The sequence below is a fragment of the Streptosporangium sp. NPDC023825 genome (assembly GCF_040639575.1).
Classification (GTDB): domain Bacteria; phylum Actinomycetota; class Actinomycetes; order Streptosporangiales; family Streptosporangiaceae; genus Streptosporangium.
Map to the genome: position 1 here is coordinate 18,921 of NZ_JBFAAE010000078.1, position 18,323 is coordinate 37,243.

16 protein-coding genes are annotated in these 18,323 nt (G+C 68.8%); 10 read left to right on the forward strand and 6 right to left on the reverse strand.

What is annotated here, in order from left to right; genetic code table 11:
- Nucleotides 1-71: 71 nt before the first annotated feature.
- Entirely contained in the window at nt 72-1,133 is a 1,062-nt protein-coding gene (locus AB0G15_RS38880; protein ID WP_362850235.1) for a pentapeptide repeat-containing protein, read from the forward strand.
- A gap of 116 nt (nt 1,134-1,249) precedes the next feature.
- On the opposite strand, the gene AB0G15_RS38885 is transcribed toward AB0G15_RS38880, so the two are convergent.
- Nucleotides 1,250-2,086 (reverse strand): alpha/beta hydrolase, encoded by an 837-nt coding sequence (locus AB0G15_RS38885; RefSeq protein WP_362850236.1) that lies wholly within the window; start codon nt 2,084-2,086, stop codon nt 1,250-1,252.
- Nucleotides 2,087-2,252: 166 nt separating this feature from the next.
- Here AB0G15_RS38885 and AB0G15_RS38890 point away from each other — a divergent pair, with 166 nt between their 5' ends.
- Nucleotides 2,253-2,942: a permease prefix domain 1-containing protein gene (locus AB0G15_RS38890; protein ID WP_362850237.1), complete on the forward strand. Its 690-nt coding sequence runs from the start codon at nt 2,253-2,255 to the stop codon at nt 2,940-2,942.
- Nucleotides 2,943-3,083: 141 nt separating this feature from the next.
- On the opposite strand, the gene AB0G15_RS38895 is transcribed toward AB0G15_RS38890, so the two are convergent.
- Complete coding sequence (locus tag AB0G15_RS38895) at nt 3,084-3,413, reverse strand: helix-turn-helix transcriptional regulator (RefSeq protein ID WP_362850238.1); 330 nt, start codon at nt 3,411-3,413, stop codon at nt 3,084-3,086.
- A 166-nt stretch (nt 3,414-3,579) separates the two neighbouring features.
- Between AB0G15_RS38895 and AB0G15_RS38900 the strand changes: the two genes are divergently transcribed.
- The 5 genes from AB0G15_RS38900 to AB0G15_RS38920 all read left to right on the forward strand — a co-directional run bounded on the left by AB0G15_RS38900 (nt 3,580) and on the right by AB0G15_RS38920 (nt 9,581).
- The gene (locus tag AB0G15_RS38900; protein ID WP_362850240.1) at nt 3,580-4,764 is read left to right on the forward strand and encodes a cytochrome ubiquinol oxidase subunit I; all 1,185 of its coding nucleotides are present in this window, start codon (nt 3,580-3,582) and stop codon (nt 4,762-4,764) included.
- Nucleotides 4,765-4,773: 9 nt separating this feature from the next.
- Nucleotides 4,774-5,544 (forward strand): cytochrome d ubiquinol oxidase subunit II, encoded by a 771-nt coding sequence (locus AB0G15_RS38905; protein ID WP_362850241.1) that lies wholly within the window; start codon nt 4,774-4,776, stop codon nt 5,542-5,544.
- 16 nt (nt 5,545-5,560) lie between these two features.
- On the forward strand, nt 5,561-7,399 hold the full coding sequence (cydD, locus tag AB0G15_RS38910) for a thiol reductant ABC exporter subunit CydD (protein ID WP_362850242.1): 1,839 nt from the start codon (nt 5,561-5,563) through the stop codon (nt 7,397-7,399).
- Nucleotides 7,396-9,243: a thiol reductant ABC exporter subunit CydC gene (gene cydC / locus AB0G15_RS38915; protein ID WP_362850244.1), complete on the forward strand. Its 1,848-nt coding sequence runs from the start codon at nt 7,396-7,398 to the stop codon at nt 9,241-9,243. Before cydD ends, cydC begins: the two co-directional genes overlap by 4 nt.
- A 98-nt stretch (nt 9,244-9,341) precedes the next feature.
- Complete coding sequence (locus tag AB0G15_RS38920; protein WP_362850246.1) at nt 9,342-9,581, forward strand: type II toxin-antitoxin system Phd/YefM family antitoxin; 240 nt, start codon at nt 9,342-9,344, stop codon at nt 9,579-9,581.
- 245 nt (nt 9,582-9,826) lie between these two features.
- On the opposite strand, the gene AB0G15_RS38925 is transcribed toward AB0G15_RS38920, so the two are convergent.
- On the reverse strand, nt 9,827-10,021 hold the full coding sequence (locus tag AB0G15_RS38925; RefSeq protein ID WP_362850247.1) for a DUF397 domain-containing protein: 195 nt from the start codon (nt 10,019-10,021) through the stop codon (nt 9,827-9,829).
- Nucleotides 10,012-10,836 (reverse strand): helix-turn-helix transcriptional regulator, encoded by an 825-nt coding sequence (locus AB0G15_RS38930; RefSeq protein ID WP_362850249.1) that lies wholly within the window; start codon nt 10,834-10,836, stop codon nt 10,012-10,014. The genes AB0G15_RS38925 and AB0G15_RS38930 overlap by 10 nt, the downstream gene beginning before the upstream one ends.
- A gap of 264 nt (nt 10,837-11,100) precedes the next feature.
- On the opposite strand from AB0G15_RS38930, the gene AB0G15_RS38935 reads away from it, so the two are divergent.
- Nucleotides 11,101-11,343, forward strand: coding sequence for a hypothetical protein (locus AB0G15_RS38935; protein WP_362850251.1), 243 nt, complete (start codon nt 11,101-11,103; stop codon nt 11,341-11,343).
- A gap of 654 nt (nt 11,344-11,997) precedes the next feature.
- Nucleotides 11,998-13,425, forward strand: a complete 1,428-nt coding sequence (locus AB0G15_RS38940; RefSeq protein WP_362850253.1) for a hypothetical protein — start codon at nt 11,998-12,000, stop codon at nt 13,423-13,425.
- Nucleotides 13,426-13,662: 237 nt separating this feature from the next.
- Here the strand turns inward: AB0G15_RS38940 and AB0G15_RS38945 are convergent, their stop codons facing one another.
- Nucleotides 13,663-15,063: a family 43 glycosylhydrolase gene (locus AB0G15_RS38945; protein WP_362850255.1), complete on the reverse strand. Its 1,401-nt coding sequence runs from the start codon at nt 15,061-15,063 to the stop codon at nt 13,663-13,665.
- A gap of 579 nt (nt 15,064-15,642) precedes the next feature.
- Here AB0G15_RS38945 and AB0G15_RS38950 point away from each other — a divergent pair.
- Nucleotides 15,643-17,088, forward strand: a complete 1,446-nt coding sequence (locus AB0G15_RS38950) for an RICIN domain-containing protein (RefSeq protein WP_362850256.1) — start codon at nt 15,643-15,645, stop codon at nt 17,086-17,088.
- Nucleotides 17,089-17,129: 41 nt separating this feature from the next.
- Here the strand turns inward: AB0G15_RS38950 and AB0G15_RS38955 are convergent, their stop codons facing one another.
- Nucleotides 17,130-17,975, reverse strand: coding sequence for a hypothetical protein (locus AB0G15_RS38955; RefSeq protein WP_362850258.1), 846 nt, complete (start codon nt 17,973-17,975; stop codon nt 17,130-17,132).
- Nucleotides 17,976-18,323: the final 348 nt, after the last annotated feature.

The following is an 18,323-nucleotide window of genomic DNA, read 5'->3' on the forward strand; positions in this document are numbered from 1 at the left end:
CAGCCTGGCCAGATATGGCTTTCCTTGACCTAGAAGTCGCTTGCTCCGGCGCCTGCGGGTATCACTTGGACATGAGAACTCTGGACGTGGGTTGGGTGACCTGCGCCGCCTCCCCGGAGTGCGCCGGATCCGCGCGGCAGCCGTACGGCCGGTGCCTGGCCCATCTGGACGCCGCCGAACTCGACGAGGTCGTCCGCGGCCTCTCCCCCGGCTCCGCCGTCGACCTGCGGGCCACCGTCGTCGGCAGGGACCTGCTGGAGCGGATCCTCGGCGCGACCCGGGGGCGCCTGGGCCGGGCCCGGTTCGACTGGGCGACCTTTCCCGAGAGCGTGCGGTTCGGCGACATCGCGTTCGGCGGGGACGTCTCGTTCGACCACGCACACTTCCAGCGTCTCGCCTCGTTCTTCGACGCCCGTTTCGCGCGCAACGCCTCCTTCCGGGAGGCCAGGTTCGACCGGGGGCTGTCCCTGCACGGTGTCGCCGTCACCGGGCACGCGGCCTTCGACCGGGTCTCCATCGACGGTGACGCCCTGTTCGGGGGCGCTCTGTTCAACCGGACCGCGTCGTTTGAATGCGCGGATTTCCATGGTTTTGTCACCTTTGACGGCACCGGCTTCGCGGGCGACGCGACCCTGAGAGGGTGCAGGTTCCGCCGTACGGTGTCCTTTCGCAAGACGAGTTTCGGCGGGCTGGCCGGGTTCGACGGGGCGCGTTTCTCGGCGGGCGGCTACCTGGCCCCGATCTCGGTCGGCCGCCACCTCACCCTCGCCGGGGCGTGGGCGGGCAAGGGCCTCGACGTGACCACGGGCGGGTGCTCGGTGGACCTGCGGCGCCTGGAGGTGGGCGGGCGGCTGAACGTCCGGCTCGACGACGCCGAGGCCGACCTGGAGGGGGCGACCCTGCACGGCCCCGCCACGGTGCGGGGCCGCGACGGCGCCCGGGTGACCTCGCTGCACGAGGTGGACGCCGAGGAGCTGGAGCTCGCCGACCTGGACCTCAGCACCTGCCTCTTCACCGGCATCCGCCACCCGGAAGGGCTCAGGATGAGCGGCTGCGCGCTCGCCGTCGTCCCGCGCGGTGCCCGGCTGGGGTCGCGCTGGTGGTCCCTGTGGCGCGCCCCCGACCACGGGTGAGACCCCCGCCCCGGACCGCGCGGCCCGTCGGGCCCCGGACCGCGCGGCCCGTCGGGCCCCGGACCGCGCGGCCGTCGGCGAACCCGGGGTGGCGGTGAGGCCAGGAGGCGGTGAGGCTAGGAGGTCGCGCGGGTGCCCTCCCCCGGGCCGATCCCGGCCAGGAAGGCCGTGACGTCGGCGGCGAACCGGCCGCTGCGGAACACTCCCAGGTGGCCGAGGCCGGGATAGGTGATCAGGCGGCCGTCGCGGACCCCCTCGGCGGTCTCCTGGAAAAGCTCGACCGGGTAGTCGAGGTCCCTCTCGCCGCCCAGGACCAGGGTGGGGGCGACAACGTCGGCCAGCCGCCCGCCCAGGTCGAACCCGTCCTCCGCGCGGGCGAAGGCGAGCATGTCACGGGGGTCGCCGGGACGTACCAGCGGGTCCAGCAGCCACAGCAGCACCCTGGCCAGAGCCCGCCCGGCGGGCGAGGCGGCGGCCGTGATCGCCTGGTGCTGCAGGCCGCGCCGCCCGGCGGCGACCTCCTCGGTGTAGCGGCGCTGGAGCCGCCTGACGTTCGGCGTGAGCCGGTACGCCGCCCCGGCCACGACCAGCGCGCGCACCACGTCCGGGTGGTCGGCCGCCAGCTGCAGCGCCACCGAGCCCCCCGACGACAGGCCCAGCACGTCGACCGGCCCGTCGAACTCCGCGCGGAGCGCCTCGGCGTGCCGGGCGGCGATGTCGGCCATGGTGGTTCCCAGAGCCATGCCGGGAGCGCGGCCCACGGCGTACAGCCGGAAGTGGCGGGCCAGCGGGGCCAGCACCCGCAGTTCCACACCGCGCGCCAGCCCCGCCGGGTTGGCGTGGGCGGGGGTGAACCAGCGCAGCACGACGAGCGGCGGGCCGTCGCCGAGGGCGTAGTACGGCAGGTCGTTGGCGAGCGTGCCCTCCCGCACCTTGAGGTCCCTGAATCTCACGACGAAGTCCCACCTCCCTCCGGTGTCGCTGGATTCGAGAGTATTCGCAGGTGAGCGCGGGTCGACTCGGGGTCTTCTCAGGGTCGTCCCCGATGCGCGGCTCCCGGCCGGGAGACCAGGATGGGAAACGCATACCCTGGACGGGAATCGGGCGACTGGAGAGTACATGGCAGGCACCGGGGTCATCGAGGACTACGTGACCGGGCTCAGCCGCACTCTCAGGGGTCCTCGGAGACCGAAGCTCGACCTGATCACCGAGGCGCGCGACAGCCTGCTCGACACCGCCGAGGCGCTGGAGGGCGACGGCCTGAGGCGCGACGAGGCCGAGCGGGCCGCGGTCGAGGAGTTCGGGCCGATCCGCGAGATCGCGCCCGGCTACCAGGAGGAGCTGTCCAAGTCGGCGGGCCGGAGGCTGGCCGTCCTGCTGTTCGTCGGCGTGCCGCTCACCGCGATCATGTGGAACGTGATCTGGAAGATCTTCCCCAGCGCCCCGACGGCGTACGAGCGCATGCCGGACTGGTTCATCCTGGTCGCCCGCGGCGTGGACGCGCTCCAGATGTTCATCGGCCTGGTCGGCGGGCTCGCGTTGCTCGCGCTGGGCCGGGGACTGCGCAGGATCAGGCGGCCCCGGCTCGTCACCCGGGCCCTGGGCCTGTTCGTCTGGGCCATGATGCCGGTCATGCTCGTGTCGTGCGGGGCGCTGATGCTCGGCTCGCAGGATTCCGCCGGGTTCGGCGACTTCCTCCCGGGGGCCGTCGCGTCGCTGGTGAGCTACGCGATCTGGTCCGTGCAGCTGTACTGCGCCTTCCGCTGCCTGAGCATCACCCGGCGCGAGCCCGCCGTCGCGACCGCCTGAGCCTCGTGACCGCCTGAGCCTCACGACCGCCCGAGCCTCGCGACCGTCCGAGTCTTACGACCGCCCGAGCCTCGCGACCGCCCGGAACCCGATGATCATCTGAGCCCCGCGACCGTCTGAGCACGGCGGCTCCGGGAGGCGTCAGCGGGTGGTGCGCGGTTCCAGGACGCTGCCGATGGCTCCGGCGAACTCCCGCCAGGCGGAGCGTTCGCCGGCGAGGGCCGTGCGTCCCGAGGAGGTCAGCCGGTAGGTGCGCCGCCTGCGCCCGCTCACCGTGGCCCACTCGCTGGCCAGGTATCCCGCCTGCTCCAGCCGTCGCAGCGCCGGGTAGACGGTGCCCGTCGGCACGTTCAGCGCGCCGCCGCTGCGCGCCTGGAGCGCCTCGATGATCGCGTAGCCGTGCAGCGGCTCGTGCTCCAGCACGGAGAGCAGCAGGGCGTCCATGTGACCGCGGAGCGCGTCGGTGTTCACCCGGCCACCCCCGCCCGCCGGACGGATCCCGCGTCACCGCACCCGGCGGTTCGTTCGCTTCGCTCGCTCACGTCGTCAGCCTACCTCTCGTATAGGCATGCTACATGTAGGCGTCCTACATGTAGAGTGTCTATAGGTAGACAAACATAACAATGGAGGTGAGACCGTGGACGTGCTCGACCTGGCCCGGACACAGTTCGCCGTGACAGGGAGCCTCCACTTCCTGTTCGTCGTGCTGACCCTGGGCCTGGCCCCCCTGATCGCGATCATGCACACCCGCTACGCCGTCACCGGCAAGCCGGTCCATGAGCGGGTGACCCGCTTCTGGGGCCAGATCTACGTGATCAACTACGCGCTCGGGATCCTCACCGGGCTGGTGATGGAGTTCCAGTTCGGCATGAACTGGAGCGGCCTCTCGCACTACGCCGGGGACATCTTCGGCGCGCCGCTCGCGATCGAGACGCTCGGCGCGTTCTTCCTGGAGTCCACCTTCCTGGGCCTGTGGATCTTCGGCTGGCACCGGCTGCCGAAGTGGCTCCACGTGGCGTGCATCTGGGTGGTGACGCTGACCGCCTACCTCTCCGCCTTCTGGATCATGGTGGCCAACTCGTTCCTGCAGAACCCGGCCGGAGCCGTGGAGCGCGACGGCCACCTGGTCCTGACCGACCTCGGCGCGCTGCTCACCAACCCCACGCTGACCATGGCGCTGCCGCACGTGCTCGGCGCGGGCCTGTGGACCGGCGGTTTCGTGGTGATGGGGGCCAGCGCGTACCAGCTGTTCCGGCGCACCGCCGAGCGGGAGTTCTTCACGAGCTCGCTCCGCACGGGAGTGATCACCTCGCTGGCCGGCTCGCTGCTCACGGTCGGCTTCGGCTACGCCCAGTTCGGCCCGATCTCCCAGTTCCAGCCGGACAAGTTCAACGACGGGGGCCTGGCGGGGCTGGGACTCGGTTTCATGATCATGATCGGCCAGCTGATCCAGCTCCTCATCCTGTTCGTGCTGGCGCCGACCGTGTACTGGCTGCCGCGCTGGCGCTGGACGCACCCCGTGCTGATGGCGATCACCCCGCTGCCCTTCGTGGCGGCGATCCTCGGCTGGCTGGCCAGGGAGTCCGGCCGGCAGCCCTGGCTGATCAACGGCAGGCTGACCGTCGCCGACGCCATGTCCCCCGGGCTCACCTCCGGGATGGTCACCTTCTCGCTCATCGCCTTCGCCGGCGTGCTCGCCCTGCTCGCGGTGATCGACTACGTGCTGATCGCCCGTACCGTGCGGCGCGGGCCCGCCGCCGTCACCCTCGGCGCGGACGCGCCGGCCGACCCCACCGAGCGCGCGCACGCGCTCAGCCACTAGGGAGAGACCGTGGACATCCTCTGGCTCGGCGTGTTCGCCCTCCTGCTGATCGGCTACTTCGCCCTGGAGGGCTTCGACATCGGCGTGGGCATGCTGCTGCCCGTACTCGCCAGGACGCGGAAGGACCGGGACGAGGTCGTCGCCGCCATGGCGCCGTTCGTCCTGGCCAACGAGGTGTGGCTGGTGGCCGTGGCGGGCGTGCTGTTCGGCGTCTTCCCCTCCATCGAGGGGGACGTGCTGTTCGGCCTCTACCCGCTCGTGGTCTCCCTGCTGGTGTCGTGGATCATTCGCGACGCCGGGCTCTGGTTCCGCCGCCGCGCCGACGGGAGCGCGTGGCGGTCGACCTGGGACTGGGCGATCGTCGTCGGTTCGTACGGCCTGGCGCTGAGCTGGGGCATGGCCCTGGTCGCGGTGGCCGGCGGCCTGACGGGGCCCGCGATCGGCCTGCCGGGACTGCTGGGCGGGCTGGCGGTGGCCGCGCTGCTCGCCTTCCACGGCTGGACGTTCGTCGCGTGGCGGCTGGCCGGGCGGGTGACCCGCGCGCGCCGCACCGGCCGGGCGCTCCTGCTCTCCGCGTGCGCCGCCGCCGCGCCCGTCGCGGTGCTGCTCGCCGTACTCACCCCCTGGCTGCTCGACCGCACGGCGCCCGCCGGGACGCTAAATGTGCTCAGTGTCATGATTCTGCCCTTCGCGCCGGTCATGGTGGGTGCGCAAGTATGGGTATGGCGGACGTTCGGTCCCGGGCGCACCGCCTCCGATCGGGTTCCGTCGTTCTTCTGAGCTCTCTAGGGTTGGCATGCACAAGGATCTTGTACGGCTGGCACTGGGCGAGCGGGCCGTCCGCCGCCACCTGGTCGTGTGCCTGGCCGCCGCCGTCCTGACCGGGCTGCTCGTCCTCGTCCAGGCGGAGTTGCTCGCCGGGGTGCTGTCCGGGCGGTTCGCGGCCCCGGCCCTGATCCTGCTGGCGCTGGTCGTCGGGGTCCGGGCGCTGCTCACCCTGGGGCAGGGGGTCGCCGCCGGGCGCATGACCACCGGGGTGAAGTCCGCCCTGCGGCACCGCCTGCTGGCGCGGGTGCGGGACCTGGGGCCCGTCAGGCCGGCCTCCCAGCGCTCGGGCGAGCTGGTGACGCTGACCGGCCGGGGTCTGGACGCCCTCGACCCCTACCTGACGGGCTACCTGCCCGCGGTGGCGGTAGCGGGCGTCGTGCCGGTCGCGGTGCTCGTCCGGTTGTTCGCCGCCGACCTGGCCAGCGCGGTGATCGTGCTGGTCACGCTGCCGCTCATCCCGATCTTCGGGGCGCTGGTCGGCATGCACACCAAGGCCGTGACGGAACGCCAGTGGAGAGCCCTTTCCCGCCTGGGCGGGCACTTCCTGGACGTGGTCAGGGGCCTTCCCACACTGCGCGCCTTCGGCAGGGCCCGCTACCAGGCCGAGGTGATCCGGCGGGTGGCCGACGCCCACCGGACGGCGACGATGCGCACCCTGCGGGTGGCGTTCCTGTCCTCGCTGGTGCTGGAGCTGGCCGCGTCGCTCTCGCTGGCCCTGGTGGCCGTCCCGGTGGGCCTGCGGCTGCTGTCCGGTTCCCTGGACCTGTCGGCCGCGCTGCTGGTCCTGCTCCTGGCGCCGGAGGCGTACCTGCCGCTGCGCAACATGGGCGGCAGGTTCCACGCGGCGATGGAGGGCGTCGCCGCCGCCGACGAGGCGTTCGGCGTCCTCGACGGCCAGGCGGAGACGGCGGGGGCGGCAGAGAACCCGCTTTCGCGCGACGAGCACGCGGGCACGCGTACGGCGACGGCGAGTGCGCCGAGCCCGGAGCCGGGGCCGGGACCGGGACCGGGACCGGGGCCGGGGCCGGGGCCGAAGTCGGCGCCAGAACCAGGACCGGAACCAGGACCAAGATCGGGCGGGGCGCCGGAGATCCGGCTGGAGCACGTCACGGTGCGTTACCCGGACCGTGAGGAGGCCGCGCTGGAGGACGTGTCGCTGGTGATCGCGCCCGGTGAGCGGGTGGCGCTGGTCGGCGAGAGCGGGGCGGGCAAGAGCACCCTGCTCCACCTGCTGCTCGGCTTCGTCACCCCCTCGGAGGGCAGGGTCCTGGTCGACGGCGCCGAGATCGGCGACCACGACTCCTGGCGCGCGCGGCTGGCGTTCGTACCGCAGCGCCCGCATCTCTTCGCCACCTCGGTGGCCGACAACATCGGGCTCGGCGCCCCCGGCGCGACGACCGGCGAGATCAGGGCCGCGGCGCGGGCCGCGCAGGCCGACGAGTTCGTCACGGCGCTGCCGGAGGGCTACGACACCGTGCTCGGCGAGCGGGGGACCAACCTGTCCGCCGGGCAGCGGCAGCGGGTCGCGCTGGCTCGCGCGTTCTGCCGCCCGGACACCGTGCTGCTCCTGCTGGACGAGCCGACCGCGCGGCTCGACGGCCGCAGCGAGGGCGCGATCGTGAGCGCGACCCGCGACCTCGCCGAGGGCCGCACCGCCGTGATCGTCGCCCACCGGCCCGCGATGATCGACCTGGCCGACCGGGTGATCCGGATCGCCGACGGCCGCGTGGTGGCCGAGGACGCCAGGAACGCCGAAGACGCCGAGGGCAGAGCAGCGGCGGGGACGCGAGAGGAGATCACCTCGTGACCGACGTCAGCGGGATCCCGGCGGGCCGGACCGATGAGCGGCCTGCGGGCCGGACGGACGGACGACCGGCAGGCCTGCCGGAGGAGAGACCGGCGAGCCGGGCGGACGGACGACCTGCGGACCGCACGGATGGGCGACCGGCGGACCGGGCGGACGGACGACCTGCGGGCCGGAGCGGCGGGCGGCTGGCCCTCGCCGCGGCGGGGGCGGCGGCGGCCGAGCTGGCCGGGCTCGGGCTGATCGGATCCGCCGCGTGGCTCATCACCAGGGCCGCGGAGCAGCCGCCGCTGGCGGCGCTGAGCGTGGCGATCGTCGGGGTGCGGGCGTTCGCGACGACCAAGGGCGTCTTCCGCTACGGGGAACGCCTGGCCGGTCACGACGTGGCGCTGCGGGCCCAGGCGACGACCAGGGAACGGCTCTACCAGGCGCTCATCCCCGCGGGACCGCTGAACCAGCGGGGGGCCGACCTGCTCAGCCGCATGGTCGACGACACCGACGCGGTGCAGGACCTGCTGGTGCGCTGCCTGCTCCCGGCGGTCGCGGCGCTGGTCACCGGGGTGGCCGCGGTGGTGATCGGGCTGTTCCTGCTCCCGGCGGCGGCGCTGGTGCTCCTGGCCGGGCTGCTGGTGGCCGGGGTGCTTATCCCGGCGGGCACGGCCGCCGCCGCGCGGCGCTGGTCGGCGCGGATCGCCCCCGCGCGGGCGGACCTGGCGGCCCGGGTCGCCGACCTCGTGCACGGCGCGGCCGACCTGGCCGCCTACGGGGCGGACGGGCGGGCGCTGGCCGCCGCGGCCGAGACCGACGCCCGGCTGGCGGCGCTGGAGCGCAGGCAGGCGCGGGCGAACGCGGTGGCCTCGGCCCTGGGCCTGCTCACCCAGGGACTCACCGTGGCGGCCGTCGTGCTGCTGGCGATGAACTCCGGGGCGGGGGCCGTGGCCACCGCGGTGCTCGCGCTGGTCTCGCTGGTGTCCTTCGAGCCGGTGCTGCCGATGGCCGCGGCCGGGGAGCGGCTGACCGGGGTGCTCGCCGCCCTGCGCCGCCTGCGGGAGGTGGGCGCGACCCCGCCGGCGGTGGCCGAGCCGGCCGTTCCCGTCGCGGTCCCCGCCGGGCCGCCCACCGTCGAGATCGAGGACCTGGTGGTCCGGCACGGCGCCGGCCTTCCCGCCGCGCTGGACGGGGTCAGCCTGACCCTCACCCCCGGCAGGCGTGTCGCCCTGGTCGGTCCCAGCGGCGCGGGCAAGAGCACCCTGCTGTCGGCCCTGATGCGCCTCGTCGAGCCCGAGTCGGGGACGATCCGGGTCGGCGGGGTGGACATCCGGGAGCTGGCGTCCGACGACGCCCGGCGGGTGATGACCGGGCTGACGCAGGATCCGTACGTGTTCCAGACGTCACTGCGGGACAACCTGCGGCTGGCGGGCCCGGAGGCCGGTGACGAGGAACTGGCCGAGGCGGTGCGGCGGGCGCGCCTGGACCGGTGGGTGGAGCGGACCGGCTGGGACGCGGTGCTCGGGGAGGACGGGCGCACGGTCTCCGGAGGCCAGCTGCAGCGGCTGGCACTGGCGCGGGCGCTGCTGCACGACCCGCCGGTGCTGCTGCTGGACGAGCCCGCCGAGGCCCTGGACGAGACGACGGCGGACGCGCTCATGGCCGACCTCCTGGACGCCACCCACGGCCGTACGACGCTGCTCGTCACGCACCGCCTGCGCGGGCTGGAGCCGATGGACGAGATCGTCGTGCTGGAGAACGGCTCGGTGACGCAGCGGGGCACCCACGCGGAGCTGGTGTCCTGCCCCGGCTACTACCGCGACCTGTGGCGCTCGGAGGCGCTGACCGCCGGCCGGTGAGCGCCTGGCGTGGAGAGCCGGCACCGACCGAGCGGGTGGCGTCTGTCGCGGCATGTGATCTTGTGTTTTCGTACACTGAGTCCGGAGAGGAGGTCTCCATGGGCGGATGGCAGCTTCAGGAGGTGAAGCAGCGCTTCAGTGAGGTCCTCCGGAGGGCGATGAGCGAGGGTCCCCAGGTGGTCACCCGGCACGGGGAGGAGGTGGCCGTGATCGTCGACATCGCCGAGTACCGCCGTCTCAAAGGGGAGGCTCCCGACTTCGGACGGTTTCTCCTCACCGCCCCCGACTGGGACGACGACATCGAGTTCCCCCGGAACCGGGACCTTCCCGAGAGGTGAGCGTCAAGGAGTTCGAGGGGACGGACGTGTCCGTGGTCAACCCCTTCGAGCCGCCGCACTGACGAAAGGACGCGGTGGCCCGACGAGTGATCACGCCCTGGTGCGGCGGTGTTCGGCTCCGGATGGGAGGCACTCGGGGTCGCCTGCCTCGCACGGAATGCCGTAACACAAGAAGGGCTCGCAAAGCGAGTTCGGTCGGCGACACCACGGCGAAAGGCCGGTCACCGCCTCGGAAGGGGAACGGCTTAGATCGTGTCCGCTTTCACCGAGGTGATGAAGTCGGCCCATACCTCGGGGGTGAACGCCAGGGCGGGGCCGTCAGGGTTCTTGCTGTCGCGGACGGCCACGATGCCGGGGAGGTTGGTGGCCACCTCGACGCAGTCGCCGCCGTTGCCGCCGCTGCGGCTGCTCTTGAACCACCGGGCGTCCGTCAGGTCCATGATCCCATCGCTTTCTCCATCAAGGCCACCGATGCGGACTGCGGCAGGGCGCAGGCCCGTAGCGCGTCGAGCTGGGTCAACAAAGTCTCGATCTCGGTGAGACCGTTGACGATCTGACCTTCGGCTGCGGTTTCCAAATAAACTATATCGGGCGATCCTCTGAAGCTCGCGATCACGAAAGCCCCGGTCAGACCGGCGTGCGCGCCCACCTCCAGCGGGATGACCTGGATGGTGATCCGGGGCCGGCGGACCAGTTCGAGAAGCTGCTCCAGCTGTTTGCGCATGACCTGCGGGCCACCGACGGGGCGGATCAGCACGGCCTCATCGAGGGTGGCCCAGAACATGGGCGGGTTCGGCTTGGTGAGGATCCGTTGGCGCTCCATGCGCGTGGCGACCAGTTCCTCTACCTGCTCGTCGGTGTCGCCTGGTCGTCCTGCTCTTAGAATCGCCCGCGCGTAGTCCTCGGTCTGGAGCAGTCCCGGAACGAGGACGGGCTGGAAGCTTCGCAGGGTGCGGGCCTCTCGTTCCAGCTCGACGAACGGCCGGAACCATACGGGGTAGACGTCTCTGCCGATCAAGGGCCACAGGCGGACGAGAGCACCGCCTGTCTCCAGCACCTTGTCACACTTCGCCGCGAACTCCCTCGTCGGGGCGCGCTTGGCCGTCTCAACGAGACCGACAAGGGAGGTGGAGTAGGAGATCCTGTGCGCCAGTTCCTTCTGGCTCCATTGCGCTTGTTCTCGGTATTTGCGCAGTTCAGAACCCCAGTAAGCAAGCACGCTGGCGTTCGCGTCCAGCTCGCTCGGTGAGGGCATCTCCGCTCCCGTCCTTCAGGGCTCTACACGGATCGTTGTGGGTCCTACATGAGACGCAACTGAATGTGCGGATTGAGCGTTGGAGGCGCACACCTACCGAACGTAGTCGCCCGGCGACAGTCTTGGAAGAGGAATTCGACCACGCACATCAACTGCGCCGAGAGGAGACGGACAACGATGATCACTCCCGCTCTGCTGACCGGAACGCCTGCCGTATACGCCGCTGACCAGCTGAGTAACGCACTGGAACAGCATGGGATATCCGTGGACGTCCACGACGGCTACGGCGTCGCCCTGGTGTCGGTATGGTTCGATCTTCTGGTCTGGACCGATGGTTTCGTCTACCGCTGGTGGACGGGGCAGTTCTCGGGGCGGAGTCGTCGACGGCTCTACACGGCCTACACCGTGGACAACCCGGCCGCCGCCGCCCGCTGCGTCGCCCGCCGGTACGAGGAACTACAGCAGGGCCACCCGGTGTCGCCGCTGCTGCGTGGAGACCCGTTGTGATGCTGGTTGAGGAGTGCCTGAGTCCGCACGTGGCCATGGCGCGACGCGACCACACGCGGCTGCAGTGGCGGCCTCCGGATCGGATCGCTGATCGTGTAAGGCCGGTGAGCTGGACCTGTGTATGCCGCGCCACGGTCTACGAACTGTGCCAGGGCGGCGGACAGGCGTTCATCCGGCGAACCGTTCAACTCGACCGCGAGCACGAGATCCACGAGACGTGCCGATGGTCTTTCCCCGAAGCTCGGGTGATCTGGACGGCACTGCTGTCCGGTAGAGCCCGGTAGAGACGGGCGTGGCGGCGTGTGCTTCGGAGGGACGGCGTCGCCACGCCTGCCAGGAGCCACCATGCAGGCTCCTCGCCCACTCCTCCCCCCTCAATGGCTGCCGTTTGCGCACCCCGACCGAGGGGTCAGCTCCGTCCTCGCGCGTCCGTTCCCCACGCCGTACCGATACGGATCTCCTACATGCCGACACGGATCACCCGCCCGAACACGGACAACTACGAGCCAGGCGACCACTTCGAGTACCACGTCGAGATGTGTACCACCACAGAGGAAACCGAATCTGCGTTTTGAAGCAGTGCCCTACCCTTTGGCCCGAGTAGCTCTCTGATCAGCCATCAAAACAGGTCGAGTTCACCTAACCGAGGATGACATGGCCAACCTGACGAACAGACAGCCGCCCCCTATAGGATCTCTTCCACGCGGAAGCGATCAGCTTCTGAGACTGGAATCACCTACTTTCAGGCAGGCAATCCCTTGGGAACCGCAGAAGCCCCGCGGCTTGAAAGTGGTGTACGGCCACGACCCTTGCTACCAGGCGGCAACCTTCGAGCCATCAGGCACAGTTGCAGGCATCAAGACGACGCACATCCGAGCAAGATCCTTACACGCCAGGCCTCTTGTCGACTACGCTAGGCAGATGAATCTTCAAGCACAGATTGAGCTTATTACCAACCCTCAAGATTTTATGCGCTTCTGCAATGCCGTCCTCCAGGCTGAATACGGAATGGATTTTCTTCCGATTGATGACGATCGGCCAGATCGGGGAAACGACGGTTACCTGAAGTCAGAGAAGAGAATCTTCGCAGCACACTGCTTCAAGCGAATCCAAAATCGAAGCCTCGACAACGAAATTTCATCCAAGATGATAGGAGACCTAAAGAAAGCCACCAAGCTCAAGAGAGAAGGAGATTGGGACATCGCTCATTGGACATTCTTATCAAATTATCCAATACCGGAACATATTGCCTCCCTAGTATTGAAAGCAGGGAGGGAAGCGGGCATCGAAGTAAGCTGGAGGGGTCCGGAATACTTCGCCGATCGCCTTCAAAAATTCAGGAGCGTCCGCGAACAGTTTCCAAATTTGATAGCCCATGACGTCCTGACTCAGCTAGACGAAATAACGAAACTACTTGAGTCTTTATCGCGCCCACCAGAAGTAATCAAAATTGATTGGGTACCTCGAAACCCGGATGAACAGCAGATACTTATCTCGCAGTCCCTGCCCGCATGGGAGTATCTCCTATTTGCGGGTATCCTGCTGCAAGGAAAAGAAAGACTTGAGCCAAAGTGGCGAGACTTTCAGAGTGGCCACGGTCGCCGAAATGGAATATACCTAGATAAATCCTCAGCGGCGACACGACTCCAAGGAGCTATAGGCGACGCCATCCAAATAGCCACAGGAATCAGATCGATATTTACGCCCGCTGTGCAACAGCAAGCATTCGGTCCTCCCGGCGTCGCAGGGGACGCGGCGACCATTTCACATTTCGCTGGACGCATCATTTCAGCTTACGAGGACCTTCTGGACTGGGCGAGCGACATTCGTGGCGCCGTATATCCAGAAGAATTTCAACGAGCAGCTGCATTGGCTGCCCTTGTAGCAGATCAACCTAGCAGAGACATACGTTTTTTTATCGATAGAGTAGTATTTGAGTTCGGAAAGATCCCCGCATGGCTAGCCCAGCCCAACAGGAAAAGACTAGACATCAATCTCACCCTAGATCTATCCGCAAATGATGCTGCACTCAAAGCCTTCACCAAAGAATTCACCCGGGCTCGAAAGAGGTCGTGGATTTGAAACTAAATCCAGAGCCGATCTTCCGGTAACCCTGTATACCATTTCCTTACCAATCCGTTGGCCATCTGCTTGTCGCGAGAGTCCTCTGGCTCGCAGATCTGTTTTTTTTCCAGGTATAGGGCCAGATATCTGCTCCTTCCATGCATCCTGGCGATCCTTGCACCAACCGGCGATCTCGAAAGAACGGTTTCCCGGACCGATGTTTCCCGGATACTCCGTCGCGACCAGAAGGACGGCTCAGAGGGTGGGCACGATCGGGCGGATCGTGCCGTCCGCGTTGAACTCCATCCGGTCGACGGCCACCTCCCGGTTGGTGCCGTTCCCCGCCGGTACGGCGAACCGGTGGTAGGCGACGTACCACGTGTCGGTGCCGGGCGCCCGGACGACCGAGTGGTGACCGGGGCCCTTGATCCCGGCCTCCAGCCGCTTCTGCAGCACGACGCCGCGTTTGGTCCACGGTCCCATCGGGCTCGTCCCCGTGGCGTAGGCCACCCGGTAGTCCTCGCTGCGGGTGTCGTTCTCCGACCACATGAGGTAGTAGGTCCCGTTGCGCTTGAACACGAACGGCGCCTCGTTGTAGCCCGACGGGGTGATCACGCGCACCTGCGCGGGATCGAAGGAGGTCATGTCGGCGTTCAGCGGCACGACGCGGGCGGCGCCCTGGCCCCAGTACAGGTAGGAGCGGCCGTCGTCGTCGGTGAAGACCATCGGGTCGATCGCCTGGCCGGAGTACTGGCCGGCGGCGACGAGCGGCCGGCCGAGCGCGTCGCGGAACGGGCCCGCGGGCGAGTCGGACACCGCGACCCCCAGCTGCTTGGCGGTGTTCCCGGAGGCCGCGCCGCCGCTGAAGTACAGGTAGTACCGGCCGCCCGCGGCCGCGACCGCGGGCGCCCAGGCCGAGTCGTCGGCCCACGACACGTCCGGGCCGTGGTTCAGGACGACGCCGTGGTCGGTCCAGTTCACCATGTCGGCGGAGGAGAACGCCTTGTAGTACGTGCCGCCCCAGCCCGCGTAGCCGTCGGTCGTCGCGTACAGGTAGTAGCGGCCGCCCGCGGCGATGACGTGCGGGTCGGCGAACAGGCCGGGGATCACCGGGTTGCGGTTCGTCCTGGGCGCCCACGGCGAGACGATCTTGAACGAGCTGTCCGCGCGGAACCCGGCGGTGTCCTGGTAGGTGTCCAGCCAGAGCCCGAAGTCGCGGTGCCTGATCCGCCGGCCCGGATAGTTGTAGGAGGTCAGGGACGTCGAGCCGGCGACCGACCCGTCCACGGCGCAGAACGTGGCGTCGGCGCGGAAGGTCGCGTCGCCGGTGTTGGCGTCGACGCGCAGCCGGTAGTCGTAGTGCCGCAGGAACAGGCCGTCCTTGGTCTGGAAGGAGTAGCAGGACGGCGATGCCAGACCGTTGACCACGGTGAACGTGGCGTCGAGCTTGGTCTGGGCCGGGCTCGCGGAGGTCACCGGGTCGAGACGGCCGAGCGCGCCGGTGTGCCGGACGTAGTGGCCGGGGTAGTTGACCGCCTCCAGCGACCGGGCGCCGGTCGGCAGCGTCGCGGCGTACGCCGGGGAGGCCGTCGTCACCAGGGCGGAACCCGCGAGCACGAGCGCGGCCGTCCCGGCCGCCCATCTGCCGACCGTCATACGGACCTCTTTTCGAGCACTGAAATGTTATCGCTAACATTCATCGGCGGAGAAACGTCACGCGAGGAGGCGGGGAACGCCGATGCGCGTGACACACCATCCGCGAGCACTGCGGAGCGGCAGGTCAGGTCGGCGCCACATCAGTGTGTGCGCTCACATTCGATCGGTCAAGCCTGTCAGATCCGGCGAATCCGCGTTCCGGAATTCCCGGATCTGTTGACATCCGCGAGGGCGGCGTAAACACTCTGCGGAAACACAGTGGAAACATCGACGCGCCCCGATCGTCCCCGCCCCACAGAGGATCCGCCCATTTCCACGGGTCACCGTGGACCGTCGATTGTTAGCGCTAACGTAATCGCACGCCGTTCCGCCCCTCGCAGAAGGGTGCCTGCCGTGTCCCTGCGCCGGACGGTTCCCCCGGGCGTCGCGTCACCGACGACCGCGCCGAGCCGCGTCGTCCCCCTCGCCGCCGAACGGCGGCCCACAGCGGCGGCGAACCCGACCGGCTTCACCGGCCACCGCCGGATGCGTCCAGATCACCTACCGGGTCCGATCACCTGTCAGGAGGCGTAGCCCACCATGAGAACAGGCTTACGCGGGGCGATCGGCAGAGCGACCGCCGCCGCCCTGCTCATCGCCGGTGCCCTCGTCGCCCAGCCGGTGGCGCCGGTCCGGGCCGCCGAGGTCACGATCACCAACGGGACGCAGTTCCGCGACACCGCCGGGAACCCGCTGCAGGCCCACGGGGGCGGGGTGCTGAAGGTGGGCACGTACTACTACTGGTTCGGCGAGAACCGCAACGCCGACAACACCTTCCGCGCCGTCTCGGTCTACCGGTCCACCGACCTGCGGAACTGGGAGTTCCGGCGCGACGTCCTCACCCGTGCGTCGGCCGCCGAGCTGAACGTCTCCAACATCGAACGGCCGAAGGTCATCTACAACAGCTCCACCGGCCGCTACGTCATGTGGATGCACAAGGAGAACGGCGTCGACTACGGGCAGGCCCGCGCCGCCGTCGCCTCCTCCGCGACCGTGGACGGCGACTACACCTACCACGGCAGCTTCCGCCCCCTGGGGCAGCACATGTCCAGGGACATCACCCTCTACAACGACAACGGCACCGCGTACATGATCTCGGCCGCGAACGAGAACTACGACCTGCACATCTACCGCCTCACCTCCGACTACCTGAACGTCGGCGCCCTGGTCGGCAACTTCTGGCCGGGCGGCCACCGCGAGGCCCCGGCCATGTTCAAGCGCGGCGGCACGTACTTCCTGCTGACGTCCGGAGCCACCGGGTGGAACCCGAACCAGGCCAGGTACGCGACGGCCTCCAGCGTCTCCGGCCCGTGGAGCGGGTGGACCAACGTCGGCGACGGCACGACGTTCGGCTCCCAGCCGGCGTACGTCCTGCCGGTGCAGGGCACCTCGACGACGAGCTACCTCTACATGGGTGACCGGTGGGCCGGCGCGTGGGGCGGCCCGGTGAACGACTCCCAGTACGTGTGGCTGCCGATCACGTTCCCGTCCGCCACGAGCATGAGCCTGAGCTGGAGCCCGCAGGTCACCATCGACACCGCCACCGGCGTGATCTCCGGTTCCGCCGCACCGGTATACCGGATCACGGCCCGGCACAGCGGCAGGGTGATGGACGTCGTCAGCGCCTCCACGGCGAACAACGCCGAGGTGAAGCAGTATCCGTGGAACGGCGGCGGCAACCAGAGGTGGCAGTTCCAGGACACCGGCGACGGATACCTCCGCCTGGTCGGCCAGCACAGCGGCAAATGTCTCGACGTGGCCGACGCCTCGACCGCCGACGGCGCCAACGTCATCCAGTACACCTGCGGAACCGGCGCCAACCAGCAGTGGCAGTGGACCGCCACCGGCGGCCACTACCAGCTCAGGGCCCGCCACAGCGGCAAGTGCCTCGACGTGGCAGGCGCCTCGACCGCCGACGGCGCCGACATCCAGCAGTACGCCTGCGGCACCGGCACCAACCAGCAGTGGACCCGAACCCAGTCCTGATGGAGCGCGCTTGTGAACGGTCTCATCAGGAAATCCTGGATTCATACCGCAGCGGCGCCCCCTGGAACCGCCAGGGTCTGGCCCGCGTTGATCGCGTCCCGCAGATTTTCAGCGAGTGTGCTTTCGAGCATGTCGACGTGTTCGGTGAGACTCTGGAGGCCCTGAGCATCGTTGGTCCGGGCCAAGAGGTCCCGATACTTGTCGTTGCTCTTCAACAGCTCATGAGCCCGAAGTGCCGCGTCGGCCTCCTGAACCCGACTGGCGTAATCTTCGAGTTCGACCACCTGCTTGGTGACTGAGATCATCGAGCGGTCCAGGGCTTCCCGCTGCGGGGTGATGACCGCCACCAGTTCGGGCGTCACCATCTCGCTCATCGCCTCTTCCTGCTCGGCCCGCAACGCCACCTGGGTGCGGAGAAGGCGAGCGATCTCCCAGAGTTTTTCCGGAAGGACGACATCGTTGGCTATGTCGTCAAGCAGGCCCAAGCGGTTCACCCTGGACGTGGACACGCTCTCAATCGCTTTCCGCGCACGCCGGATCAGACCCAGAGCGTTGTCATCCAAATCTGCCGGAAATATACAGCAGTCTCCGTAGAGACGCTGCATTCGCGCGGCGGGACCAGGGCGTGCATGGCTGGCGAACAGGGCGGCGATAACAAAGGAAAAGATAGATAAAATGGCTGCGACCTGCGAATCGGACTGAACGGCAACGCCGACCAGAAAGGCTCCGATCACTCCGGCGACGGCTCCGTCGACGGCAAAAAAGAGCCTGGTTCGCGAGGAGGGCTCGGGGAATCCGTCCAGGAGAACGGGCATTCTGATGATCTTCTGTCGATCCGCCTCCGGAACGGCCGGATCCACGACCGGCTCATCGACCCAGCCCTCCATCTATGGCTCACTCCTTGCCGGGAAGCAGACATGTCGAACCTGATCATAGAATCAAATAGGCACAAAAGGGTGCAGTTCATCGTCTGCCATCTCACGTCACCGCCCGCTACACAGCCAGTCGCGAAGCTTGTCGACTTTTAACTAAAAAGTCCGCATTCGGCACGTCCGTACGGTTATTTCATCGTCGATTTCCACGCGGCGACCAAAGACCTCTCGGAATCCCGGACGGCGGGGGCCGGGGCGCCAGGTCATGAAGACGGGCGCGGGGGGGGGGGGGGGGCGGGGTGGGAGGGCGGGGGGGCGGGGGGCGGGGGGCGGGGGGCCGCGGCGGGGGAGGGGGGGGGGGTC